This is a genomic window from Kribbella speibonae, from assembly GCF_004331375.1.
Classification (GTDB): Bacteria; Actinomycetota; Actinomycetes; order Propionibacteriales; family Kribbellaceae; genus Kribbella; species Kribbella sindirgiensis.
The window spans coordinates 1-23,108 of the sequence record NZ_SJKC01000010.1 but is presented as its reverse complement, the minus strand read 5'-3'; the positions used below and the strand labels follow the sequence as shown (position 1 = coordinate 23,108).

At 68.4% G+C, this 23,108-nt stretch carries 23 protein-coding genes; 12 read left to right on the top strand and 11 right to left on the bottom strand.

The genetic code is table 11. The annotated features are described in order from the left end of the window. Nucleotides 1–138 precede the first annotated feature (138 nt). Nucleotides 139–2,451, bottom strand: coding sequence for a hypothetical protein (locus tag E0H92_RS45420; protein WP_238173839.1), 2,313 nt, complete (start codon nt 2,449–2,451; stop codon nt 139–141). A gap of 143 nt (nt 2,452–2,594) precedes the next feature. After that, complete coding sequence (locus tag E0H92_RS42655) at nt 2,595–3,404, bottom strand: PaaX family transcriptional regulator (RefSeq protein WP_131463031.1); 810 nt, start codon at nt 3,402–3,404, stop codon at nt 2,595–2,597. A gap of 149 nt (nt 3,405–3,553) precedes the next feature. Here E0H92_RS42655 and E0H92_RS42650 point away from each other — a divergent pair, with 149 nt between their 5' ends. From E0H92_RS42650 to E0H92_RS42635, 4 genes are read left to right on the top strand one after another with little or no spacing between them, the layout of a single operon-like run. Then, complete coding sequence (locus tag E0H92_RS42650) at nt 3,554–4,861, top strand: MFS transporter (protein WP_131500320.1); 1,308 nt, start codon at nt 3,554–3,556, stop codon at nt 4,859–4,861. Nucleotides 4,862–4,872: 11 nt separating this feature from the next. Next, nucleotides 4,873–6,495 (top strand): FAD-dependent monooxygenase, encoded by a 1,623-nt coding sequence (locus E0H92_RS42645; protein ID WP_131500319.1) that lies wholly within the window; start codon nt 4,873–4,875, stop codon nt 6,493–6,495. Continuing rightward, complete coding sequence (locus E0H92_RS42640) at nt 6,492–8,498, top strand: acetate--CoA ligase family protein (protein WP_131500318.1); 2,007 nt, start codon at nt 6,492–6,494, stop codon at nt 8,496–8,498. The genes E0H92_RS42645 and E0H92_RS42640 overlap by 4 nt, the downstream gene beginning before the upstream one ends. Beyond that, the gene (locus E0H92_RS42635) at nt 8,498–10,126 is read left to right on the top strand and encodes a (2,3-dihydroxybenzoyl)adenylate synthase (RefSeq protein ID WP_131500317.1); all 1,629 of its coding nucleotides are present in this window, start codon (nt 8,498–8,500) and stop codon (nt 10,124–10,126) included. Before E0H92_RS42640 ends, E0H92_RS42635 begins: the two co-directional genes overlap by 1 nt. Here E0H92_RS42635 and E0H92_RS42630 read toward each other — a convergent pair. After that, nucleotides 10,119–10,859 (bottom strand): IclR family transcriptional regulator, encoded by a 741-nt coding sequence (locus E0H92_RS42630; protein WP_131500316.1) that lies wholly within the window; start codon nt 10,857–10,859, stop codon nt 10,119–10,121. The two genes, E0H92_RS42635 and E0H92_RS42630, sit on opposite strands and share 8 nt — an antisense overlap. A 67-nt stretch (nt 10,860–10,926) precedes the next feature. Here E0H92_RS42630 and E0H92_RS42625 point away from each other — a divergent pair, with 67 nt between their 5' ends. Genes E0H92_RS42625 through E0H92_RS42615 form a run of 3 tightly spaced genes read left to right on the top strand, consistent with a single transcriptional unit; the run spans nt 10,927 to nt 13,456 of the window. Beyond that, nucleotides 10,927–12,048: a cupin domain-containing protein gene (locus E0H92_RS42625; protein ID WP_131500315.1), complete on the top strand. Its 1,122-nt coding sequence runs from the start codon at nt 10,927–10,929 to the stop codon at nt 12,046–12,048. Continuing rightward, nucleotides 12,045–12,848 carry a fumarylacetoacetate hydrolase family protein gene (locus tag E0H92_RS42620; protein WP_131500314.1) on the top strand — a complete coding sequence of 268 codons (804 nt, stop codon included), beginning with the start codon at nt 12,045–12,047 and terminating at the stop codon, nt 12,846–12,848. The genes E0H92_RS42625 and E0H92_RS42620 overlap by 4 nt, the downstream gene beginning before the upstream one ends. Then, a complete protein-coding gene (locus E0H92_RS42615; protein WP_131500313.1) occupies nt 12,845–13,456 on the top strand; it encodes a maleylpyruvate isomerase family mycothiol-dependent enzyme in 612 nt (203 codons plus the stop codon). The genes E0H92_RS42620 and E0H92_RS42615 overlap by 4 nt, the downstream gene beginning before the upstream one ends. 6 nt (nt 13,457–13,462) lie before the next feature. Here the strand turns inward: E0H92_RS42615 and E0H92_RS42610 are convergent, their stop codons facing one another. Then, nucleotides 13,463–14,101, bottom strand: a complete 639-nt coding sequence (locus tag E0H92_RS42610) for a TetR/AcrR family transcriptional regulator (protein WP_131500312.1) — start codon at nt 14,099–14,101, stop codon at nt 13,463–13,465. 56 nt (nt 14,102–14,157) lie between these two features. Between E0H92_RS42610 and E0H92_RS42605 the strand changes: the two genes are divergently transcribed. Genes E0H92_RS42605 through E0H92_RS42595 form a run of 3 tightly spaced genes read left to right on the top strand, consistent with a single transcriptional unit; the run spans nt 14,158 to nt 15,732 of the window. Continuing rightward, nucleotides 14,158–14,433, top strand: a complete 276-nt coding sequence (locus tag E0H92_RS42605; protein WP_131500311.1) for a hypothetical protein — start codon at nt 14,158–14,160, stop codon at nt 14,431–14,433. A 50-nt stretch (nt 14,434–14,483) separates the two neighbouring features. Next, a complete protein-coding gene (locus E0H92_RS42600) occupies nt 14,484–15,284 on the top strand; it encodes an endonuclease/exonuclease/phosphatase family protein (protein WP_131500310.1) in 801 nt (266 codons plus the stop codon). A 16-nt stretch (nt 15,285–15,300) separates the two neighbouring features. Continuing rightward, a complete protein-coding gene (locus tag E0H92_RS42595) occupies nt 15,301–15,732 on the top strand; it encodes an SRPBCC family protein (RefSeq protein WP_131500309.1) in 432 nt (143 codons plus the stop codon). Here E0H92_RS42595 and E0H92_RS42590 read toward each other — a convergent pair. After that, nucleotides 15,713–16,684 carry a TIGR03557 family F420-dependent LLM class oxidoreductase gene (locus E0H92_RS42590; RefSeq protein ID WP_131500308.1) on the bottom strand — a complete coding sequence of 324 codons (972 nt, stop codon included), beginning with the start codon at nt 16,682–16,684 and terminating at the stop codon, nt 15,713–15,715. The genes E0H92_RS42595 and E0H92_RS42590 overlap by 20 nt on opposite strands. 118 nt (nt 16,685–16,802) lie before the next feature. On the opposite strand from E0H92_RS42590, the gene E0H92_RS44575 reads away from it, so the two are divergent. Together E0H92_RS44575 and E0H92_RS42585 are read left to right on the top strand one after the other, a co-directional pair. Continuing rightward, on the top strand, nt 16,803–16,940 hold the full coding sequence (locus tag E0H92_RS44575; protein WP_165550283.1) for a hypothetical protein: 138 nt from the start codon (nt 16,803–16,805) through the stop codon (nt 16,938–16,940). After that, a complete protein-coding gene (locus E0H92_RS42585) occupies nt 16,930–17,421 on the top strand; it encodes a site-specific integrase (protein WP_131500307.1) in 492 nt (163 codons plus the stop codon). Before E0H92_RS44575 ends, E0H92_RS42585 begins: the two co-directional genes overlap by 11 nt. Here the strand turns inward: E0H92_RS42585 and E0H92_RS42580 are convergent, their stop codons facing one another. The 6 genes from E0H92_RS42580 to E0H92_RS44570 all read right to left on the bottom strand — a co-directional run. Continuing rightward, on the bottom strand, nt 17,422–17,961 hold the full coding sequence (locus E0H92_RS42580; RefSeq protein ID WP_202874120.1) for a GNAT family N-acetyltransferase: 540 nt from the start codon (nt 17,959–17,961) through the stop codon (nt 17,422–17,424). It abuts the gene before it with no gap. Continuing rightward, nucleotides 17,945–19,429: an ABC transporter ATP-binding protein gene (locus tag E0H92_RS42575; RefSeq protein WP_131463046.1), complete on the bottom strand. Its 1,485-nt coding sequence runs from the start codon at nt 19,427–19,429 to the stop codon at nt 17,945–17,947. The genes E0H92_RS42580 and E0H92_RS42575 overlap by 17 nt, the downstream gene beginning before the upstream one ends. Next, entirely contained in the window at nt 19,426–20,208 is a 783-nt protein-coding gene (locus E0H92_RS42570; protein WP_131463047.1) for an ABC transporter permease, read from the bottom strand. The genes E0H92_RS42575 and E0H92_RS42570 overlap by 4 nt, the downstream gene beginning before the upstream one ends. Then, entirely contained in the window at nt 20,205–21,143 is a 939-nt protein-coding gene (locus E0H92_RS42565; protein WP_238152816.1) for an ABC transporter permease, read from the bottom strand. Before E0H92_RS42565 ends, E0H92_RS42570 begins: the two co-directional genes overlap by 4 nt. Beyond that, nucleotides 21,140–22,513 carry an ABC transporter substrate-binding protein gene (locus E0H92_RS42560; protein ID WP_202874119.1) on the bottom strand — a complete coding sequence of 458 codons (1,374 nt, stop codon included), beginning with the start codon at nt 22,511–22,513 and terminating at the stop codon, nt 21,140–21,142. The genes E0H92_RS42565 and E0H92_RS42560 overlap by 4 nt, the downstream gene beginning before the upstream one ends. A gap of 345 nt (nt 22,514–22,858) precedes the next feature. Next, nucleotides 22,859–23,108, bottom strand: a 250-nt coding sequence (locus E0H92_RS44570) for a hypothetical protein (protein ID WP_165550284.1), incomplete at its 5' end; no start/stop codon positions are given.

Below are 23,108 nucleotides of genomic sequence, written 5' to 3'. Positions count from 1 at the left end.
AGGTTCGGCTGGGTCGACAGTTCGGCGGACAAGGCGCTGGATCTGCTGGAGCAGCGGCTGCTTGGGTGTGAGCGTGTGTATGTGTTCGGCGCGCGCCCGTGTGAGCCCGCCGGCCGGGAGTGGCCGGCGGGCGATGGGTCAGTCGAAGGTGCGGTCGGGGCAGTTGAGCATGCGGACCGTGAGGGGTCCGTTGGTTGTCACGTTCAGGTCGGCGTCGCAGGTGACCTTGGCCTGCTGGGGGTCGATCGTCACCGTGCTGATGTTCGTCGCGGTGATGTCGAGCCGGTTCGCGATCGGTGCGCTGACCGGAGCCGGCTTCGCCCGCCGTTCGGAGGTGTAGGCGTTGACGGGCACGGTCGAACCGGTCGCCACTCCGGCGCCCGTGACGACCGGGCCCGCTGGTGCGTCGGCGAGACCGAAGCCGTGTGACCGTACGTCGATGGTCCCGAGATCACCGGACCGGCTCTGGATGGCGCTCAACCAGTAGGCGTGGTCGCCGACGAGTCCTGACTCCGGGTCGTCCATCGCGGGGTTGCGTACGTAGGTGACGTGGAACGGATCCTGCGTACCGCGCATGTCGCCGAGCCAGTCGGTCAGCACCTTCCAGGTCGCATTCGCGCACATCACCACGTGATCGGAGGACGCACCGAGCCAGCTGTCGAAGGTGAAGTCGTACTGCGCTCCGGCGATATAGGCGTTCGCCCGCTCGCGGGGGATGTTGTACGGGATGTAGTTGTCCGGAAGCCCGGCCCACTCCATCACCGGTTGGTTGCGGCGCGACGGCAGCAGCGGTGTCAGCACCGAGCCGGGTTCGTGCTGGGTCGCGGTGTCGACGGGAAGGGTGTCGGCGATCCCGTTGATCCCGGGGAACGACGGCGCCATGTTCAGGCCGTCGCAGATAAAGGCCTTGCTGAACACGTCTGGGAACTGCAGCGCGAGCTTGTTCGCGCCGTACGCCCCGCTCGAGAACCCGCTCATCACGGTCCGCGTGGGGTCGAGCCCGAATGCTCGGCGGGCATCAGCGAGCGCCTCGAACACGGAGGCTCCGGAGCGTCCGTAGTACCAGTTGTCGTTGCCGCGGCCGTCGACCGAGATCACGACGGTCGGTGCGGACGGACGGTTCGCGACCTGGTGGAACAGGTCCCGGTCGCCGGCCGGCAGGAGTGCTCCGGTGCCCGGGTCGCCGACCTGGTCGTTCGCGCTCTGGGCGTAGCCGGGCGTCCAGACCATGCTCGCGTAGCCGTCGGCCGGCCGCGGCAGGTCGGGGACGTAGGCGACGTACCGCTGCAACCGACCGGGGAGGTCGGAGACGCAGTCGTCCCGGCAGATCCAGCCGAACTGGACACTCGGCGTACCTTCGCCGTCGAGGGTCGCGCCGTTCTGCTGGGTGAAGGACCCGAGCGGCGGCTTGCCCGCGTCACCTGGCAACCGGCGCCCCTGGGCGACTTCGCTGTTCGTCGCGTAGAGCCGCTCGATGTAGCCCGAGGTCGGTACGGCGCTGTTGTCGGTGGTGTGCTGTGCCAACTTGGCGAAGTCGACCGCGGCGTAGAACTTGCTGATGTTGCCGCTGGCAAGCGTCGTCTTCTGGTTGTCGTTGCGCCACGGCGAGTCGAACGGCTCCTGCCGGAACGCGACATCGAAGTACGCCGACGGTCGCAGGCCGGCTGTCAACGCGCCACCCGGGTGGTTCGCGTCGGCGACCGCCTGCGGGAGCAAGAACTTGTTGCCGGCGCGGTCCCACAGACCGGCTGCCGCTGCGACCCGGACCGTGCGCGTACCGGGGTCGTAGGCGGTGTGCGGGACGCGAACCTCGACCTGCCGGCGCGCGACGTCGATCGAGACGGTCGGCGCGATGGGTGACGTCTTGCCGGTGGCCGCGTCGACGATGTCGCCTGTCCGGCCGTGCACGGTGACGAACTTCTCGGCGGGCATCGCGGTGTTCGCGCCGTGCGGCGCCTGTTTCGGGAGCAGCGAGCTGCCGAGCGCGATCGTCGTACCCACCAGGTCCGGGTCGGTCATCGTGTTGAACGTGATCCGGAACGCGGTCGCGTCGGCGAGCGGCTTCACGCGGACCTCGACGAGGTCGGCGGCGTTACCGCGGTACGCCGGGTTGGTCGGGTACGTGTACGCGAAGGTGAGCGAATGTTCCGGCCAGTTGGTGGTGACGAGCTGGGCGCCCTGGTCGTCGTACACGCAGCCCTGGTTGAGGAACTCGCCGTCGCGGTAGGCGCTGCTGTGACAAACCATCGTCGGCTGGGCCTGCCAGATGCCGGTGTTCTCCAGCTGTGCGGCGGTGGGCGGGGGAGCGTTCAGTACGGCGGGACCCGGGGCCGGCGGTGACGCGGCGGCGGTCTGCGAGCCGGCGGCAGGCTCTGCAATTGCCGGGTGGGCCCACCAGGCGAGTAGCCCGCCTGCCGCGAGTACGGCAAGGGTCGATTTGATCGGTCTCATCGGCGGTGCCTCCAGAGCACGCGAGGGGGACGGCGGACCGGGGCCGGCGATCCTGTGCGAAGGTCTGGATTGAAGTACATCTACACGCCGCTCGTCAAGAATTTGACACATGACAACGTTGCCGCGTCGCCGTTCCTGATGAGTCAGGCGACGCGGTCGGTACCTGCGGCCTCGACGAAGAAGCCGTCGGCCGGCGCCTTCAGGGCCTCGTGGGCCTGGAGGAAGAGGTCATGCGCCTCGCGGCCGTGCCAGCCCGTGGGGAGTAGCTCTTCGGGGAGATCGGGGTCCCGGAACGGGAACATCCGGTAGTCGTGGACGAGTTTCATCCGCTCGACGAGCGCCTCGCGTGGCGTCAGCGAGCCGGCGCGGTAGGCCCGCATCCGCGGCCGGTAGGTGCGCAGCAGGGTTGCGTAGTCGTCGTCGAGGGAGCCGAGCTCCCAGCACCGCGCCGCCATTTCGCGGTCGCGGGACAACCCGGACGATCGGCACTGCAGTAGATCGAGCTGGATCGACGGCTGGTCGGCGAAGTGCTCCTGGATCTCGGTCAGCCGATCGTGCGGACTCACCCAGGTCGACGACGTGAGCGGCCCGAATCCGAGCCAGGCGAGCTCCTTGCGCAGCTCCTCGCGGAGGGCGCGCTCGCTCTCCGGGACGGAGTAGATCACCATCGACCACTGCCGGTCCCACGGCTCCCGGGAGCGTTCGAAGATCCGCGTCCGCCCCTCGTCGAGCAGTCGCCAGCTCTTGTCGTTGAGCGCGTACACCGTCTCGCGGCCGTCCCGCCGGGTGTCGAACCAGCCTTCGCGCCGCAGTCGCGCCATCACCACCCGCACGGTGCTCTCGCCCACGTCGAAGCACTCCAGCAACGCGGTCAGTGTGCGCAGCCGGACCTCGCCGCCGTGATAGCGGATGTAGTCGCCGAACAGGTCGAAGACGATCGACCGAGGTTTCATCACGTCTCCTCGGAGCCGTTCCCAGTGGTTCGCAGCGCTCATCCTCTCATGATGCCATCAGAAGTGTGTCAAAGTCTTGACGGTCGTCGTCAAATAGTCCTACTTTCATCACATCCACCGTCAGCCCGGCACGAAACGAGGCCGCCGCCATGACCAGTTCCCCTGCCACCACCACCCGGTCCCGCACCGGGCTCTGGGTGGTCGCCATCTGCTTCGTCACGATCGTCTTCGACGGTTACGACCTGATCGTGTACGGCGCCGTCGTACCGTCCCTGCTGAAGAACCCGGACTGGCACCTGACGCCTGGTCAGGCCGGTGCGATCGGCAGCTACGCGCTGACCGGGATGGTGATCGGGACGCTCTGCGTGGGCGCCCTGACCGACATCCTCGGCCGGCGCAAGATCATGTTCGCCAGCATCGTCTGGTTCTCGCTCGCGATGGGCGCGACCGCGCTGGCGCCGAACGCCGAGGTGTTCGGCATCCTCCGCTTCGTCACCGGACTCGGACTCGGCGGCGTGGTGCCGACCGCGATCGCCCTCACCGTCGAGTACGCCCCACCGCACCGCCGGAACTTCAACAACGCGCTGATGTTCTCCGGGTTCTCACTCGGCGGCGTGCTGGCGGCGGTGCTGGCGATCAACCTCGTGCCGGTGCACGGTTTCCCCATCATGTTCGCGATCGGTATGGCTCCGCTGGTCCTGGTGCTGCCACTGGCGTGGCGGTTCCTGCCCGAGTCGGTGAGCTTCCTGCAGGCGCGCGGCCGGTACGACGAAGCGGCCGAGCTCGCAGCGAAGTACGGCGTACAGCCCGAGCCCGCTGAGCAGAGGCGGACTCCGCTCGCGGTGCTGTTCGGGCGAAAGCATCTGGTCGCGACGATCCTCTTCGGACTTGCCAGCTTCTTCGGCCTGCTCCTGGTGTACGGGCTGAACACCTGGCTTCCGCAGATCATGCGCCAGTCCGGCTACCCGCTCGGCTCTTCGCTGCGGTTCCTCCTGGTGATGAACGTCGGCGCGGTCGTCGGTGCCCTGGTCGCCTCGGCCCTGGCCGACCGGCTCGGCTCCAAGGTCGTCACGACGGTGGCCTTCACACTCGCTGCTGTGTCCATCTACGCACTCAGCACGGACCCGGCCGCGTTCGCGCTCCACCTGCTGATCGCGATCGCCGGAGTCGGCACGGTCGGCACCCAGATCCTGGTCAACGGGTACGTCGCGACGCACTACCCGGCCGGAAGTCGCGCGACGGCGCTGGGCTGGTCGCTCGGCGTCGGCCGGCTCGGCGCGATCGTCGGTCCGCTCTTCGGCGGATGGGTACTGGACTCCGGCCTGAGCCTGGACTGGAACTTCTACGGGTTCGCGGTCCCGGCGGTACTCGGCGCGCTGGTGATCGCCGCCGTACCCCGAGGCGACCGGGAGCGCCGGCCCGAGCCGGCGGTCAGCACGAGTCCCCAGACGGCTTGAGAGGAAAGACGATGCGGATCGCGATTGTCGGCGGCGGACCCGGCGGGCTGTTCCTCGCCACGCTGGTGAAGGCGGGTGACCCGGCCGCCGAGGTGACTGTGTTCGAACGCAACCGTGCGGACGACACGTTCGGCTTCGGCGTGGTGTTCTCCGACGCCACCCTGGCCGGAATCCACGCGGCCGATCCCGTGGTCCGGGACGCGTTGACGGAGTACGGCGTGCACTGGGACGCGATCGAGGTCCGCCTCAAGGGCGAGCGGTTCCGCTGCGGCGGCATGGGCATGGCGGCGATCGCCCGCAAGACGTTGCTCGCCGTACTGCACGAGCGCGCGTCGTCGGTCGGGGTGACCCTGCGCTTCCAGACCGAGGTCGAGCTCGAGGACCTCACCGGGTTCGACCTGGTCGTTGCGGCCGACGGCGCCAATTCGCGGATCCGGGAGCGGCTGGCCGCCGTCCTCGAGCCGATGGTCGAGACGGCCGCGGCGAAGTTCATCTGGTTCGGTACGACGTACCACTTCGACGGGCTGACCTTCGTCCACGAGCGCAGTGCCGACGGGGTGTTCGCCGTTCACGGCTATCCGATCAGCCCGGAGGTCAGCACGTTCATCGTGGAGACCGATCGGGAGTCGTGGCTGCGGGCCGGGCTGGACGAGTTCGACGTGGCGCAGCCGCCCGGGCCGAGTGATCTGAAGACCAAGCAGTACCTGGAGAAACTCTTTGCGGAGCAGATCGAGGGGCATCCGCTGTTGGTGAACAACTCGCGCTGGGCGAGCTTCCGGACGCGACGGACCGGTCGCTGGTCGGCTGGCAACGTCGTACTGCTCGGGGATGCCGTGCACACCGCGCACTTCTCGGTCGGTTCCGGGACCAAGATGGCGATGGAGGACGCGATCGCGCTGGCCGGTGCGCTGGCCGCGCACGAGGACATTCCCGCGGCGCTGGCGGCGTACGAGGAGTCGGCGCGGCCCTCGGTAGAGAAGATCCAGGGGTCGGCGCGGCCCTCGTTGTCGTGGTGGGAGCACTTCGGGCGGTACCACGACACGTTGGAGCCGTGGCAGTTCGCGTTCCACTTCCTGACCCGCAGCATCAGCGGCGGCAAGTTGGCCCGCCGCGACCCGGCCTTCGTCGCCGCGACGCGCGCGGCGTGGCAGGCCGAGCACGGGTCGGCGCCGCTGGAGACACCGTTCCGGTCGGGTGGGCTCCACCTGCCGGGACGTGTGGTGGACGTGCACCACTCACCAACCCGGTCAGATCCCGGCGGCGCAGGCTCGGGCGAGCGAGGCGTGCCGCGTCCGGCCGTGGTTGGTGAGTGGTCCACGTCCGCGGTCCTGTGGCTGGAGGCACCGGCGACGGAGCATGAGCTGCCGGGGGCGTTGGCTTCACTGCACTCGGGTGCGTTGGCTGGGCCCGCGATTGTGGCGGTGTACGGCGGGTCGCGGCTGACGCGGACGTTGCTGGCGGAGGAGGCTCGGCTGGTGGCCGGCGTTCCCGCGATGGTGGTTGATGACGAGCTGACCCCGGACGACGCGGAGACCCTCCTGCTGTCCGGGCGCGCCGATCTGGTGGGCCGGACCAACGGCGCGGACCGGAGCCGTGTCGCCGGGGTCAGCCGTAGCGTGGGAGGGAGTGTATGAAGGGCCTGGACGGGTTGTTCACCCCTCGCGGGGTCGCAGTGATCGGCGCCTCGCGCAACCCGGCCAAGCTCGGCGCCGTCATGGCGCGCTCCCTCTCCACCTACGGCGCACCACTCGCGCTGGTCAACCCGCGCGATCCCGAACTGCACGGCTCCGTGGCCGAAGCAGTGGACTCGCTCGGAGCACCGATCGACCTCGCGGTGGTCTGCGTTCCGGCCGCCGCGGCCGCTGACGCCGTGGCTGAGGCTGCGAAGGCGGGCGCTTCGGCGGCTCTCGTGTGCGCGGGAGGTTTCGCCGAGGCAGGCCATCCGGAGTACCAGCGTGCGTTGGTCGACGTGGTCGAGCGCCACGGCATCCGGCTGCTGGGGCCGAACACGTCTGGCTTCCTGGTTCCGGGTCGCGGCCTGACGGCCAGCTTCGTGCCTAGCGTCGCATCGGTGCCTGCCGGTGGTGTCGCAGTGGTTGCGGCCAGCGGTGGCGTGAACCATGCGCTGTCTTTCCTCCTCGCGGAGGCCGGGTACGGCGTGAGCCTCGCGGTCGGACTGGGCAACGCAGCGGACGTCGACGCGGCCGACGTACTCGACCATCTGGTGGTGGATCCGGCGACCAAGGCGGTTGCTCTGCACATCGAATCGGTGGCCGACGGGTCGCGGCTCGCCGGTGCCGTCGCACGGCTGTCGGCGGTGAAGCCGGTGGTGGCGTTGGTTGTCGGGCGCAACGATGTTGGCGCGTTCGCGAAATCACATACGGGCGCGCTGGCGACGTCGTGGCGGACCACCCGAGGCGTACTGCGGCAGTCGGGCGCCGTCCTGGTCGACGACGAACGCCAACTGGTCGATGCCGTCGGCGCGTTGTCCATGATCCGCCTGAATCCCGGTGCGGTTCGGCCGGGCGTGGGGTTGGTGACGGCGCAGGCCGGGCCGGGGTTGTTGGTGCTGGACGGCCTGCGGGGTGCTGGGATTCGGGTTCCGGTGCTGGCCGACGAGACGCAGCGACGGCTTGGCGAGCAGTTGCCTCCGATGACGTATCAGGCCAATCCGGTGGACACCGGTCGGCCGGGACCTGGATTCGGTGAAGTGGTTCGGACTGTCGGAGACGACCCAGCTGTCGACCTGGTCGCGGTCTACGCGTTGACCGAGCCGGACAGCGTCGACCTAGCTGTCGAACTCTCCCCGCAGATCGCTCCGACGCCTACTGTGGTCGCCGTGGGCGGTTCCACGGCGGACGTCACCGCAGTCCGGTCGGGCCTGCACGAGCGCGGCTACCCGGTCGCCACGAGCCCGGCCGCCCTCACCCATGCGGTCCGGGCGCTGGTGGAGGATGCCTGCCTCAACCAGCGACGCGGCACAAACGAGCCGCTCCCACCGGTCGCCGTACAGCACGGCCCTTGGGACGAACACCAAGCGAAAACCGTCCTGGACGCGTTGGGCATTCACACCCCACCTCGCGCTGCCTGCACCACCGCCGAAGAAGCCCACGCCGCCCTGGACTTCCTCGGCGCACCGATCGCCTTGAAGATCCTCGACGCCACGATCCTCCACAAGACCGAGATCGGCGGCGTGCACCTCGGCATCCGCACCCACGCCGACCTGCAGGAGGCGCTGGATGCCCTTGGTGCGGAACGGGTGTTGGTGGAGCGGATGGCGCCCGCGGGTGTTGACCTGATCGTTGGTGCGCGGCGGGATCCGGTGTTCGGGCCGGTGGTGCTGGTCGGGCTCGGTGGTACGACGGCGGAGGCGCTGGGCGATGTCGCCGTACGGGCGGCCCCGTTGTCCGTGGCCGAGGCGGCGTCGATGGTCGACGAGCTGATCGGACGCGCCCTGCTGGACGGCTGGCGTGGTGGCCCGGTGCTGGACCGTGAAGAGCTTGCGACTGTGGTTCGGGCGTTAGGGCAGGTCTTGCTGGACTCACCGCGGGTGGACGAGATCGAGATCAATCCATTGCGGCTGACGCGTGACGGTCTGGTCGCGCTGGATGCCGTGATCACGGGCAAGGAGCACTGATGGTCAGTCCGATCGCCGACGGCACAACGCCCTGGCCGGCCGAGGACGTGGAACGCTACGTTGCGGCCGGTTACTGGGAGGGGCGCAGTCTGCCGTCTCACATCTGGGAGCAGGCCGAGCGCACACCGGACAAGGTCGCGCTGGTCGACGGCGACCTCCGGCTCACGTACGCCGAACTCACCGCCCGCGCGGACTCCGCCGCGACCGCGTTGACCAACCTCGGGCTGCGGGCCGATGACCGGATCGTCGTACAGCTGCCCAACGGATGGGAGTTCGTCGTACTCACACTTGCCTGTCTCCGCGCCGGCGTCGTCCCCGTGATGGCGCTGCCGGGGCACCGGTACCACGAGCTGTCCTACCTGGCCGCTCATGCCGAGGCGGCAGCGATCGCCGTACCCGATGTACTGCGTGGCTTCGACCATCAGGAGCTCGCACATCGGCTGAAGGATGAGGTCGAGTCGCTCGATCACGTCCTGGTCGTGGGTGAGGAGGTGACCAAGGGCAGCGTGGACCTGCGTGCTCTGTGCTCAGGCGCCGACGCATGGCGAGGTCCCGAGCCGGACAGCCGGAGTGTGGCGGTCTTCCTGCTCTCCGGTGGTACGACGGGACTTCCGAAGCTGATCGCCCGCACCCACGACGACTACACGTACAACGCCAAGCGCAGCGGCACGGTGTCCGGGATGGACGCCTCCACGGTCTACCTCGTCGCGCTACCGGCCGGACACAACTTTCCGCTCGCCTGCCCGGGTCTGCTGGGCGCGTTGCTTGTCGGCGGGACGGTGGTGATGCTGCCGAGCCCGGAGCCGGTCCGCACGTTCGCGACGATCGCTGCGGAAGAGGTCACGCATACCGCGGTGGTGCCGGCGGTGGCTCAGCGCTGGCTGGACGAGTACACCGGGCAGGATCTGTCGTCATTGAAGGTGCTGCAGGTGGGCGGTGCGCGGTTGGCCGACGAGGTGGCGCGCAAGATCAGACCGGTGCTGGGATGCACGCTGCAACAGGTGTTCGGGATGGCCGAGGGCCTGCTCAACTACACCCGCCTGGACGACCCGGAAGACGTCATCTGTACGACGCAGGGCCGCCCGATGTGCCCTGACGACGAGATCCAGGTGGTCGATCCGTTCGACCGTCCGGTTCCGCCCGGCGAACCCGGTTCGCTGCTGACCCGCGGACCGTACACGCCCCGCGGCTACTACAAGGCCGAGCAGCAGAACGCCCGCGCGTTCACACCGGACGGCTGGTACCGCAGCGGCGACATCTGCCGCATCGTTGCCGGCGGCAACCTGGTGGTCGAGGGCCGGGACAAGGACATGATCAACCGCGGCGGCGAGAAGATCTCCGCCGAGGAGGTCGAGAACCTGACCTACACCCTCCCTGGCGTCCAGCAGGTCGCCGCGGTCGCGATGCCCGACCCGAGCCTCGGCGAACGCGTCTGCGTGTACGTCGTCCCGCGCGGCGCCACCGACATCACCCTCGACGACGTCCGGCAGGCGATGGCCGACCTCGGCGTCGCGCCGTACAAGTTCCCCGAGCGCCTGGTCCTGATCCCCGAGCTACCCACCACCAAGGTCGGCAAGATCGACAAGGTCGCGCTCCGAGCGGATATCGCCAACCGCATGGCTAACTGAGAGCTGTGGAGATCGCGCGGGCCGTGGCGGTGAGGGCGGGCGTGATGCGGCGGACGCGGGCGGGGGAGTAGCGGACGCTGGGCATCGAGACCGAGAGGGCGGCGACGGTGGCGCCGGCGGTGTCGGTGATCGCGTGGCCGATGGCGTTCAGGCCGCGTTCGGTGCGTTCGAGATTGATGGCGATGCCGCTGCGGCGGATCGCCTTCAGTTCGGCGCGGAGTTCGTTCAGGTCGATGCGTTCGCCGGGCGGCGCCGCGTCGTACAGCGTGGTGATCTGCTCGTCGGTGAGCGCGGCGAGCATGACGAGGCCGCCGGTGGATCGGTGGGCGGGGAGGACCATCCCTTCGCGGCTGCTGACGCGGAGGGTCTGGCGGGACTCGACCGAGGCGATGAAGCGGATCGTGCGTCCGGTGCGGACGCTGAGGTTGACCGTTTCGTCGACGGTGTCGACGAGCGCGCGCATCGGGGCGAGGGCGGCGGCGCGGATGGCGCCGGTGCCGGTCGTTGTGGTGGCGATTTCGAGGACGGGGCCGGCGTGATAGCTGCGGGCGTCGTCCTGTACGGCGAAGTCGCGGTAGACGAGGGTGGTGAGGAGCCGGTGCGCGGTCGACTTGGCGACGCCGAGTCGTTCCGCGGCGGTCGAGACGGTCAAGGGTCCCTCGACCTGGAGGATGACGGCCAGCCGCAGGGCGTGGTCGACACTCGTCACGCCGTACGCCGGCGGGTTCTTCACGGCTCGCTCCGTTCTGGTGTGCAGAATCTCCTGTTCCAGAATCGCAGGGACCGGCACCGTAGTCCATATGACCGAGTCACCTGTGAAACTGACCGCGGAGGACGGCCCCGACCAGCCGCCGGCCACCCCTGAGCTCGAGGATCTGTACCGCGGTTTCGAGAAGGAGTTGCTGGTCCCGCTGTGGACCCGGATCGGTGACCTGATGCCGCAGCAGCCGGTGTCGAAGGCGCAGCCGCATCGGTGGGAGTGGAAACATCTGGTCGAGTTGGCGGCTCGTTCCGGTGAGTTGGTCCCGGTTGGCCGGGGCGGTGAGCGGCGGGCGATCGCGCTGACGAACCCGAGTCTCGGCGGACGCCCGTACGCGACGCCGACGTTGTGGGCGGCGATCCAGTACCTGATGCCCGGTGAGGATGCGCCGGAGCATCGCCATACGCAGAACGCGTTCCGCTTCGTGGTCGAAGGGTCCGGGGTGTGGACCGTGGTCGAGGGCGACGCGGTGCCGATGCGGCGCGGTGACTTCCTGCCGCAGGCGGGGATGAACTGGCACGCGCACCACAACGCGGCCGAGCAGCCGATGGCGTGGATCGACGGACTGGACATTCCGTTCCAGTACGACGTCGAGTCGCAGTTCTTCGACTTCGGTCGCGCGGTTCTGCCGGACGCGGAGCGTACGACACCGGAGCGGTCCCGGTCGGAGCGGCTGTGGGGTCACCCGGGGCTGGTCCCGGTCTCGCAGTTCAAGGCGTCCGCGGGCAGTCCGTTGCTGTGCTACCGATGGGCGGACACCGATGCTGCGCTGACCGACCAGCTGGAGCTCGGTTATCCCTGGACGGTCGAGCCCGGTCATGCGGTGGTGCGGTACACGAACCCGACCACGGCGGGGGACGTGTTGCCGACGATCCGGGTGCAGTTCCACCGGATCGCCAAGGGCGTCGAGACCGCGCCGCGGCGCGAGACGGGTTCGTCGGTGTACCAGGTGTTCGACGGCGCGGGGCGAGTCACGGTCGGTGACTTCTCCTGGTCGGTGCAGCGCGGCGACCTGTTCGTCGTACCATCCTGGATGCCGTTGTCGGTCGTGTCGGAGGCGTCCGGGTCGGACTCGGACTCGGGTGCGCTCGATCTGTTCCAGTTCAGCGACGCACCGATCTTCAGCAAGCTGAACCTGTTCCGCGAGGAGGTGGCGCAGTGAAGCTGGCGACTCTGCGGGTGGACGGGCGTACGGCGGCGGTGCGGGTCGACGGCGACGTCCTGGTCGATCTCGGGGTGCCGGACGTCGGCGCCGTACTGGCCGGCGCTGAAGTTGCCGACGGCAAGGAGTACGCGCTGGCCGGGGCCGACTTCGCGCCGCTGGTGCCGCGGCCGAGCAAGGTCGTGTGCGTCGGGCTGAACTACCGCAACCACATCCAGGAGATGGGCCGGGACCTGCCCGAGTACCCGACGTTGTTCAGCAAGTTCTCCGACACGCTGATCGGTGCGTACGACGACATCGTGCGGCCGGCCGAGACGTCGGAGTTCGACTGGGAGGCCGAGCTGGCGGTGGTGATCGGCCGTGAGGTACGGCGTGCTGACGAGCAGCAGGCTGTGGATGCGATCGCCGGGTTCACAGTCCTCAACGACGTCACCTGCCGGGACTGGCAGTTCCGTACCCGGGAGTGGCTGCAGGGCAAGAACTGGGACTCCACCACACCCGTCGGCCCGTGGCTGGTCACGAAGGACGAGGTCGGGCCGAGGCCGGCGCTCGACATTCAGTGCTCGGTGAACGACCAGGTGATGCAGAAGGACAACACCGGCGATCTGCTCTTCGATCCGGTCGATCTGGTCCGCTACGTGTCCACGATGATCCGTCTCAACCCGGGCGACCTGATCGCCACCGGCACCCCCGGCGGCGTCGGCCACGCCCGCAAGCCCCCGGTCTTCCTGCGGGGCGGCGAAACCGTCGTCACCCAGATCGAAGGCATCGGCCGCCTCGAGAACCGGGTCAGTGGATGAACAGCGCCCAATGGGTCGTGGAGGGTACGGCGTTGTGCCGCCGTGCCCTCGTCGACTTGGACGGTCCTTCGCTGCTCCCCGGATGGACTCGTCGACAGGTCGCCGCACACCTGTCCCTGAACGCCGAGGCCCTGGCCAACCTGGTCCATTGGGCGCGAACGGGCGAGGAACGCCCGATGTATTCGTCAGCCGACCAGCGGGACAGAGACATCGAGGCGGGCGCCCTCCGTCCGCCTGACGACCTCCGCGCGTGGTTCGACGAGTCCGCGACCAACCTGTCCAAGGCGATGGACGAGCTGACTGCCGAGCAATGGCGGGCCCCGGTCCGCACCGCCCAGGGCCGTCAGGTGCCCGCGACCGAAATCGTGTGGCTGCGCAGCCGCGAAGTGATGATCCACGCGGTCGACCTGGGTACCGGCGTCACCTTCGCCGACCTGCCCACCGACTTCCTGCAGGCACTGTCCCGAGACATCCGGAACAAACGCGGCGACGCGCCAGAGGTACGCGGCCCACTCCCGGAAACAACCGCCTACCTCGCCGGCCGCCCCTACTGCAACGTGCTCACCCTGGACGGCTCTCCAGCACAACCGCTCCCACCCTGGCTCTAGTGCGATTCAGTGTGAATCACCGATGACGGTGGCGAGCATCATGCGGGCCAGCCACTTCTCGAAGCGCGCAGTGGACCAGCCGTAGTCACCCATCAGCATGTCTGCGACCGCAGGGCTGTAGAGCACATAGAGGGTCGCAGCCGCGTCCTCGACGTCTGTGCGCAGCCCGTCGGGACCGCCGAGGATCCTGGCAGCGGCGGTCATCTCCCGTCGCCGCGCGGCCCGCACCGCATCCATCATGGCGGCCAGCTCGGGATCGGACGCCGCGGCCTCCGTAGCGACCCGCACGATCGGCGCAACGCGCTCGATGATCGAGCGACTCATCGCGGCGTCGAGTGCAGCACGACGGCGGGCGTCGGGCTCGTCGGCGATGGCCTGAGTCTCGGCCCGCTCCGTCATCGGCAGTGGCTCTTCGTTGCCGACGATCGCGCTCTCGATGAGCTGCCGCAGCAGCTCGCGCTTGTTGCCGAACACGGCGTACACCGTCTGCACGGCGACGCCGGCCTGCTCCGCGATCGCCTGGATCGTGGTTGCCGTGTATCCGGTGCCGACGAACAGCTCGGCGGCGGCGTCGAGGATCGACCGTCTGGTTTCGCGGGCCTGCGCTGCACGCTTTGTCGAGGAGTACGACCTCTTGACAGTCATGTCGATAGAGTATCAATCTATTCAATAGAGTCAAAGTCCATTGAAAGGGAGAGATCATGGCGTACGTAACGCTGATGGAGTTCGGCGTCGACTTCGACACCCACCTCAAGATCGGCGAGACTGTCGGGGACGCCCCCGTCGCGGGGCTGATCGTCCACGCTGCCGGTCCCAGTGAGCACGGCGTACACAGCCTGGACGTCTGGGAGACCAAGGAAGACTCCACGCGCTTCTTCACCGAGCGCATGCTGCCCGCGCTCCGGCAGTTGGGCATCGAAGGAGGTCCACCGGTGAACTTCCAGGAGTTCGACCTGCCGCTGGTGCTGCGGGGCTAGGACCGAGGCCAGCATGGGTACCAGGCAGCTGCGACGGAGAGGAGCTGCGGATGGTGGACCATCAGGTTCGGGTGATGACGTGGAACATCTGGTGGCGGTTCGGTCCGCGGTGGCGTGAGCGTCAGCCTGGCATCCTCTCGACCATCGATCGGTTCACACCGGATGTCGTTGCCCTGCAAGAGGTTTGGAGTGCCGAGGGGACGACGCAGGCGGAGCAGTTCGCGACGGCGCTCGGCTATCACTCGACGTTCGCAGCCCCTTCGTATCCCCATGCTCCGGATCCGGCGGTCGAGCTCGGAGTGGCGCTGCTCAGCCGATGGCCCATCGTCAGCGTGGAAGCGGTCGCCCTGCCGTCACGTCATCGTGCCTGGGACCCGGTGGCCCTCAAGGCTTCGGTTGCGCATCCGGCCGGGCCCCTCCCGATCGTCGTGGCATGTCTGGAACACGCGACGACGTACAGCGACGATCGTTTGGCGCAAGCAGCAGTCCTGGCGGACCTTGGCACTGATCCCGCGACGGACGGCCCTTGTCCTTCGGTGGTCATGGGAGACCTGAACGCCGCGCCTGACAGCGCCGTACTGCGGCCGTTGCGAGATGTGCTGATCGATGCCTGGGTGGCGGGTCAGGGCGCGGCGGATGCGATCACGTTGCCGTCGACGCACCCGTCCGCGCCGCTCGAAGCCGGCCCGGAGCTGGTGGATCAACGGATCGACCATGTGTTCTACCGGCCGGGCCACGAGGATCAGCTGGTCACGGTGGAGTCGGCGATGCTCGGAGGAGAGGCCGTCGACGGCGTGTTCCCGTCCGATCACCGGCCGGTGATCTGCGACCTGCGGTGGCACGATCGGTGATGGGTACCGCATCAGTGTGAGCCAAAACGAGTGTCTGATCGAGGCCAGTGTCGAGGACGTGTTCGCGATCCTGACGGACGGGTGGTCGTACGCCGCGTGGGTGGTGGGCGCCTCGAGGATCCGGGACGTCAGCGCGCAGTGGCCGGAGCCTGGTGGCCGGATCCATCATTCGGTGGGCGCGTGGCCGTTCCTGCTGGACGACACCACGATGGTCCTGGAGTTCGAGCCACTGCAGCGGCTGCGCCTGCAACTGCGGGTCTGGCCCGTGGGAAAGGGCGAGGTGGAGTTCCAGGCGACGAAGACACCGACCGGGTGCCGCCTGGTGATGACCGAGCAGACCACCAGCGGCCCGGTCTCACTGCTGCCGGACCGACTGGCCGATCTGCTGCTCCACCCCCGCAACGCCGAGACTCTTCACCGCCTCAAACTCACCGCCGAGAGACAGTAGCGCGGAGCTCGGGGAGGATCTCGGTGCGGTAGAGGTTCATCATGTCGACGGTGTGCGGGCCGATGTTGGCGACGTATACCTCGTCGAACCCGGCCTCGGCGTACGGCGTGAACGCGTCGACGTGGACGTCCGCCTTCGGACCGCAGGCGACCGACTGCGCCGTGGCCTCCTTGGTCACCAGCTGGCTTGCCTGCTCGAAGTGCCGGGGTGAGGGGAGCACCTGGGCGAGTTCGCCCGGAAGGCCGGAGTTGCCCCAGATCCGGTGGGCCTGTTCGACACCTTCCGCCTCGGTCGGCGCATAGCTGACCTTGAACCCGGCCTGGGCCGGCTTGTCGAGGCCGCCGTGGTCACGGAACCGCCTCAACAGCTCCGCATCGGGCGCCGTCGTGATGTACCCGTCGGCGATCCGCGCCGCGACATCGGTTGCCTCCGGCCCGAATCCGGACATGTAGATCGGCAGCGGCTCCTGCGGCCGGGTGTAGATCCGCGCGGTGTCGACCGTGTAGTGCTTGCCGTGGTGACTGACGAACCCGTCCTCGGTCCACAGCCGGCGCATGATCTCGACCGCCTCCTCGAGCATCTCCAGCCGTACGTCGAGCGTCGGCCAGACCGATCCGAGGATGTGCTCGTTGAGCGCCTCACCGGTTCCGATGCCGAGGGTGAACCGTCCGTTCAGCAGTACGGCGCTGGTCGCGGCGGCCTGCGCGATCACGGCCGGATGAATCCGTACCGTCGGACACGTCACGGCGGTGGTCACCGGCAGCTCGCACACCTGCGAGATCGCGCCGATCGTCGACCAGACGAACGCGCTTTCGCCTTGCTCGTCGTTCCAGGGATGGAAGTGGTCGCTGATCCACAAGCTGTCGAACCCGGCCTCCTCGGCCATCCGGGCCTGCTCGATCAGTTCGGCCGGCGTGTATTCCTCACTGGACAGGAAGTATCCGATCTTCACACGCACCTCCGCGTCAGTCGCTTACCCATCGGGTGCCCTATGTCGCGTTGCCCAATCAGCAGGTCGGTTTGCTGCCGAACACCCCGGGTACCGGTCGGGTCTCGTCGGGAGGATGGACATGGGCACGACAGTTGGCGACTACGTACTCCAGCGGCTGCGGGAGTACGTAGTCGAGCACGTCTTCGGGTACGCCGGAGACGGCATCAACGGACTGCTCTCGGCCTGGCAGCCGCGGCGCGGCCACGTTGCTGCGTGACGACGTACGGGTCAGTCACGGGAAGCTGGTGTTCGACTTTCGCGCGAAGGGCGGGCGGCACAAGTTGCCGCAGCTGCTGGTGTACCGCGACGGCGACGACTATCACGAGATCGACGCCGCGATGATCAACGAGCGGTTCCGCGAGCTGGTCGGTGAGGACTTCACCGTGAAGGACCTGCGGACCTGGACCGCGACCGTCCACGCCGCGGTGGATCTGGCCGAGGCGGAGCCGCCGACCACGAAGCAGTCGCTGAACGCGGCCGTGAAGGAGATGCTCGACGAGGTGTCCGACCACCTCGGCAACACCCCGGCGGTCGCCAGGGCGTCGTACGTCGATCCACGCGTCGTCGAGCAGTACGAGCACGGGCACACCATCGCCGGCACCGTCGACCGCGTCGGCGACGACCTCGCCGACGAGAAAACCAGAGCAAGCCTCGAACGCTCCGTGAACAAGGTCCTCGACCAGGGCGCCCGGGAGTAGTCAGGTGCTGGGAATAGGGATTTCGAAGTGGACGGCCGGGCTGTGGTGGGGGTCCGTGCGGCCGTCGTGGATCTCGTGGGCGACGGTGCGCCAGAAGGGTTCGGCGCCTTCGACGGCGGCGTTGGTGTGTAGGTAGATCGTGTCGTAGCCGGGGGTGTCGGCGACGAAACGGCAAGCGAGGTCGACGAGGGCGCGGGCGAGGCCGTGGCGGCGGTGGGTGGGGCGGACGTAGACGCGGAAGAGCTGAGCGGTCGTCCCGGACGGGTACCGTTCGGCGATCCAGGGTGCGTGGGGTGGACTGTTGGGGCCGTCGGCGCGGATGGCAGCGGTTCCGACGACCTCCTCGTCGAGTACGGCGACGAACAGCCGCTGGCGGGGATTGTCGAAGTACGCCGTGGCGGGGTCGATGACGTCGGCGTGCCAGCGAGGGATGTAGCCGTGCCCGAACACGTGGTAGAAGGTGTCGAGCATGACCGATCGCGCGCCGTCGATGTCGGCCCGCGTTGCCGCGCGAACGACGTACTCAGGCGATGGGGTCAAGGGTTTCCTCCAGAGCTGAGGCGGTCACCAATGCGCGGGTGACCGGATGCTGTGGCGCGGCCAGCACGCCTGCCGTGGCGCCGTGTTCGACGATGCGGCCGGAGTCCAGTACGGCGACCCGGCCGGCGAGGGACGCGACGACCGCCAAGTCGTGCGTGATGATCAGGAGCGCGCAACGGGTCGACTCCTGGACGGTGCGCAGTACGTCGATGAGCTCGGCCTGGACGACGGTGTCGAGGCCGGAGGTGATCTCGTCGCAGATCAGCAGGTCCGGTTCGGCCAGCAGAGCACGAACGAGTGCGGCGCGCTGCAGCTCACCACCGGACATTGCTGCGGGCAAGCGGTTTGCGTCGGGAATGCCGAGGCGGCTGAGGCCGTCGACTGCACGTCGCCGCGCCTCGGCGCGATCAACGCCGCGCAGTCGCTCGGCGGTCCGGGCGACCTGCTCGAGGACGGGCGTGAACTCGTTGAACGAGGCCCGGGTGTCCTGGTGGACGTACTGGATGCGGGCCAGCTGTTCACGGGTCCGTCTGCGCAGCAGCGGCGACAGCTTCGTGTCGCCGAGGAGAACGTCGCCGCTGCGATGGGGATGAAGGCCGGCGATGCAGCGAGCCAGCGTGGTCTTGCCGCTGCCGGACCGGCCGACGATCGCGAGCGTGTCTCCGGCATCGACGGTCAGCGACACCTTGTGCAGTGTCTCGGTCCGGCGATGGCCCGCGACAAGGTCGGCCACCGTGAGAACCGCCTCGCCGGACGGCGGCGACGAGGGCAGTGTGCTCAATCGCTGGGCGTCGACCAGACGCCGGGTGTAGGGGTGCTCCGGTGCATTCAGTACTTCTGTGGGCGGACCGGCTTCGACGATACGGCCGCCGTTCATGATCAGCACGTGGTGCGCGAGGCGACGTACCAGGTGCAGATCGTGGGTGAGGAGCAGGATCGCGATGCCCTGCTCGGCGACCGCACGCAGCTCGTCGATCAGGCCCGCGCGGATCACGGCGTCCTGGCCGGTGCTGGGTTCGTCCGCGATCAGGAGCCCGGGGCGGCCGATCAGCTCGTGGGCGAGGACGACCCGCTGCTGTTGCCCGCCGGACAGCTGATGCGGGTACCTGCGCAGCAGCTGCCCGCCGTCGGGAAGCTGAGCTTGGTGCAACGCGTCCAGGACCCGCTGCCGAACCTGTGCCCGTGGTGCGTGGAGCCGGGCGATCTCCTTCAGTACGGCGCCGATCCGTCGTACCGGGTTCAACGCTCCGGAGGGCTGTTGCGGCAGGTAGCCGATCGACCCCGCGATCTGCAGATGCCCGGTGACCGGCCGCTCGCCGAGAAGCGCGAGTGCGGTGGTGGTCTTGCCGCTGCCGGACTCTCCGACCAGCGCGGTGATGCTGCCGGCCGCGAGCGTGAACGAGACACCGGACACGATGTCGCGCTCGGCGATCCGCACGCCGAGGTCGCGTACTTCGACGATGTTCATCGGGCCGTGTCCCGGAGCATCCGGTCGAAGACGAGGTTCGCGCCGACCGCCATCATCACGAGCAGCAACGCCGGTACGACGACCGCCCACGGCTGGACGAACAGGCCGCCGCGGTTCCGGTCGACCATCGCGGCCCAGTCGCTGGCCTGCGGCGAGATCCCGACGCCGAGGAAGCTGGCCGAGGCGATCAGGTACGTCGCGCCGGTGAAGCGCGTGCCGATGTCGGCGGCGAGAGTACGGCGCATCGAGCGGGCGACGTACCCGAGACCGATCCGGATCCGGCTCTCGCCTTGCAACCGCATCGCCTCGACGGCCGGTCGTGCGGACAGTGACAGCGCGGCGGCCCGGCTGATCCGGATCACGTCCGGAAGGTTGATGAGGGCAACGACCCCGACGAGGACCCAGACGGACTGCGGCGCGATCGACACGAGCAGCAGGAGCATCAGCATCGACGGGACCGCGAGCAACAGATCGAGCGGACGCATCAACAGCTCGTCCAGGCCGCGGCTTCGCGTCATTCCCGCGACCAGTCCGACCGGTACGGCGACGACGTATGTGCAGATCGTGGCGGCGACGGCGACGAGGATCAGGGACCGTCCGCCCAGCAGCACCTCGTTCCACACGTCACGCCCCACGAAGTCGGTTCCGAGGCGGCCGTTGGCGTCGAACGGCACGTCCTTGGTCGTGTCGCCGGAGGCGAAGAACGGGCCGATCAGGGCAAGCAGGAGCGGTACGGCGAACAAGGTCACTGGAAGGAGGTAACGGCGCGCTGTCTTCATCGGACGCCCTCCGCCGCGGGCGCGAGCACACGAGCCGCGATATCCGCCAGGAGGTTGACCACGACAGTGGTGGTTGCCAGCAGAACCGCCAAGCCCTGCACCACGGGAAGATCGCGCGCCGCGACCGCCGCGGCCAAGGTCGTGCCGAGGCCGGGGACGACGAAGATCGCCTCGACGACGATCACCCCACCGACCAGCCAGTCGACCGTCCGCGCGAGTTGCTGGACCGACGGTGCGAGCGCATTGGGCAACGCGTGCAGCAGACGGATGCGGACCGGTGACAGGCCGATCCTCATCACGTGCTGGACATAGTCCGACCGCTGCGCGTCGATCATTCCGGCGCGCACCAGGCGGCTCAACGAGCAGATCGGGCGCAGCAGGAGCACGAAGACCGGCAGTACGAGAACGGCGGGGTTGCCCGCGAGCGACGTACCGACGGCTGTTGGCGGGAACCAGCCGAGCTGGACCGCGAAGACCGTGACCACGAGGATCCCCATCGCGAACTCGGGCGCTGAGTACAGCCCGATCGTGCTGCCGGTGATCAGGCGATCCCAGCGACTGCCCTCGCGGTGTGCGGCGAGCAGACCGAGCCCCAGGGACAGCGGAATGAGCAGTACGACCGTCAAACCGGCCAGGAGGACCGTCGGCGCGGCTGCATCCGCCACGATGTCCGCCACCGAGCGGGGCCCGATCAACGAGTGACCGAGATCGCCGTGCAGCGCCGCGACCAGCCAGTCACCGAGTCGATGCCAGGCCGGGTCGTTCAGGCCGAGGCGGTCCCGGAGCGCTGCGATGATCGCCGGGTCCGGATTGTCTCCGGCGATCGTCACCGCGGCGTCCCCGGGCAGCGCTTCGGTCAGGAAGAACATCCCCGTCATCACCACGAGGACCTGGACGACACCGAGCAGCAGACGTTGAGCGACGTACCGCGTCACGCGATCCAGACCTTGTCGAAGCGCGCCCAGTTGAGCGTGTTCGCGGGCGCGTTCGCGTCGACGCCCTGCATGGTTGGCGCCGACGCGACGATCCAGTCCGACACGCCCCACCAGAGGAAGCCGCCCTCGTCGTACAGCTGCTGCTGCATCCGCAGATAGAGATCGGCGCGCCGCTTCTCGTCGGTGGTCGACTGGGAGTCGTAGTACAGCTTGTCGAACTCCGGCCGGCGCCATTGCGTGTTGTTCGTTGTCGAACTGGTCAGGAGACGCTGCGAGATGTGCGACTCGAGTGGCATCGCGCCCGATCGGTAGCTGGCCAGTACGCCGTTCTTCGCGATGTCGGCCCAGTACGTGTCCTTATTGCCGAGCTTGACGTTCAGGTTGAGCCCGACGGCGCGCGCCTGGTCGCTGATCGCCAGTGCGGCTTCCTTCAGGCCGGTCGAGGCGTCGGAGGTGTCGAAATCGATCGTCAGGCCGTCGGCTCCGGCCTGCTTCACCAGCGCCTTGGCACGTTCCGGGTCCCGGCTGCGCTGGGCCAGGCCGTCCGCGTAGTAGCGGTAGTTCTTGCCGTAGAGATCGTTGCCGACCTCACCCGATCCGTGCAGCACGGAGCGGATCAGCTCGTCGCGATCGACCAGGTGGAACAGCGCCTGGCGGAGCTCGGGCCGGTTGAACGGCGGACGGTCGATCTTCATCGCGAGCCCGTGGAAGTTGCTCAGCGGAAGCCGATGGATCTGGACAGTCTTCTCGTGCGTGCGGGCGCTGGTCGGCGTGAGGTCGTGTGCGTATTCGACCTGTTTGCCGAGCAGCGCGTTCACGCGAGCGGCCTCGTCGTTGCTGATGACGAGATGCAGCTCGTCGACGTACGGCGCTCCGTCCCAGTAGTCCGGGTTGCGCTCGGCAACGAAACTGCGCCCGGGTTCGAACGACCGGAACCGGAACGGCCCCGACCCGACCGGCTTGGCCGGATCCGGTGTGCCTGCGGGGACGATGTACGTCCCGAGCGTGGCGAGCGCGTTCGGGAATTCGCCGTACGGGCGCTTGAGCCGGAACTCGATCGTCCGCTCGCCGATCGCACGGCTGTTCGCCAGATCGATCACCGACAGCGCCGACTTCGCGCGCCGGGTCGATCCCGGCTCGACGATCCGCGCGAAGCTCGCCAGTACGTCCGCGGGCCGCACCGGACGACCGTCGTGGAAGTTTGCCGCACGCAACGTGATCCGCCAGGTCCGCAGATCGGCACTCGGCTCCCACCGCTCCGCGAGCCGCGGCTGCGGCGCCATGTCGGACCCGTAGTCCGCAAGCTTGTCGAACAACGCCTTCGCCCGCGCGATCTCGACGTACAGATTGGTCTGATGCGGATCGAGCACCTCCGTCGCCCCACCCCCGGAAAACACCGCCCGCAACCGCCCACCACCCCGCGGCGCCCCGGCAACAGGCGCCGCGTCACCACCCGGCGTACACCCCGGCAACACCACAGCCGCCGCCCCAGCCGAGGCAAGCCCCAGCAACCCACGCCGACTCAACGACAAACCAGACGACCAACTCGACGGCGACATCCGGGGACCTCACTCCTCACGACACCAACAGACAGTCGAAAATGATAATGGTTTTCATCTCATCTGACCAACTGCCGGAAACCCGTGCTCAAAGCAACCGGCCGGGACCCTGTGGGATCCCGGCCGGTTCGGTGAGCGCAAACTTGCTGTGGTCGCTCAGGGTTGTGTGCTGGTTTGCAGTGGGTGTTTCGGTACGGCGACGCGGATCTTCGCGGCTGTGGTTTCGGCCGGTACGGCGATGGTGCCGCGGGAGACCCATTCGGTGATGTTGGCGACGATCGTGGCGACTGCCTTCTGTGAGGCGGCGTCGGGGGAGGGGACCGTCCAGTTCGACGGGCAGCGGCCGACGAGGAAGCAGCCGTACGCGAAGGTCGAGCCGTTCAGGACGCGGGCGCCCGACGGGGCG

Coding starts and splice junctions, on each gene's coding strand:
- E0H92_RS42645 (WP_131500319.1), top strand. CDS start 4,873: ATGCGGATCGCGATTGTCGGCGGCGGACCCGGCGGGCTGTTCCTCGCC.
- E0H92_RS42615 (WP_131500313.1), top strand. CDS start 12,845: ATGAACAGCGCCCAATGGGTCGTGGAGGGTACGGCGTTGTGCCGCCGT.
- E0H92_RS42635 (WP_131500317.1), top strand. CDS start 8,498: ATGGTCAGTCCGATCGCCGACGGCACAACGCCCTGGCCGGCCGAGGAC.
- E0H92_RS42600 (WP_131500310.1), top strand. CDS start 14,484: ATGGTGGACCATCAGGTTCGGGTGATGACGTGGAACATCTGGTGGCGG.
- E0H92_RS42650 (WP_131500320.1), top strand. CDS start 3,554: ATGACCAGTTCCCCTGCCACCACCACCCGGTCCCGCACCGGGCTCTGG.
- E0H92_RS42655 (WP_131463031.1), bottom strand. CDS start 3,404: ATGAAACCTCGGTCGATCGTCTTCGACCTGTTCGGCGACTACATCCGC.
- E0H92_RS42640 (WP_131500318.1), top strand. CDS start 6,492: ATGAAGGGCCTGGACGGGTTGTTCACCCCTCGCGGGGTCGCAGTGATC.
- E0H92_RS45420 (WP_238173839.1), bottom strand. CDS start 2,451: ATGAGACCGATCAAATCGACCCTTGCCGTACTCGCGGCAGGCGGGCTA.
- E0H92_RS42625 (WP_131500315.1), top strand. CDS start 10,927: ATGACCGAGTCACCTGTGAAACTGACCGCGGAGGACGGCCCCGACCAG.
- E0H92_RS42605 (WP_131500311.1), top strand. CDS start 14,158: ATGGCGTACGTAACGCTGATGGAGTTCGGCGTCGACTTCGACACCCAC.
- E0H92_RS42575 (WP_131463046.1), bottom strand. CDS start 19,429: ATGAACATCGTCGAAGTACGCGACCTCGGCGTGCGGATCGCCGAGCGC.
- E0H92_RS42610 (WP_131500312.1), bottom strand. CDS start 14,101: ATGACTGTCAAGAGGTCGTACTCCTCGACAAAGCGTGCAGCGCAGGCC.
- E0H92_RS44575 (WP_165550283.1), top strand. CDS start 16,803: ATGGGCACGACAGTTGGCGACTACGTACTCCAGCGGCTGCGGGAGTAC.
- E0H92_RS42570 (WP_131463047.1), bottom strand. CDS start 20,208: ATGAAGACAGCGCGCCGTTACCTCCTTCCAGTGACCTTGTTCGCCGTA.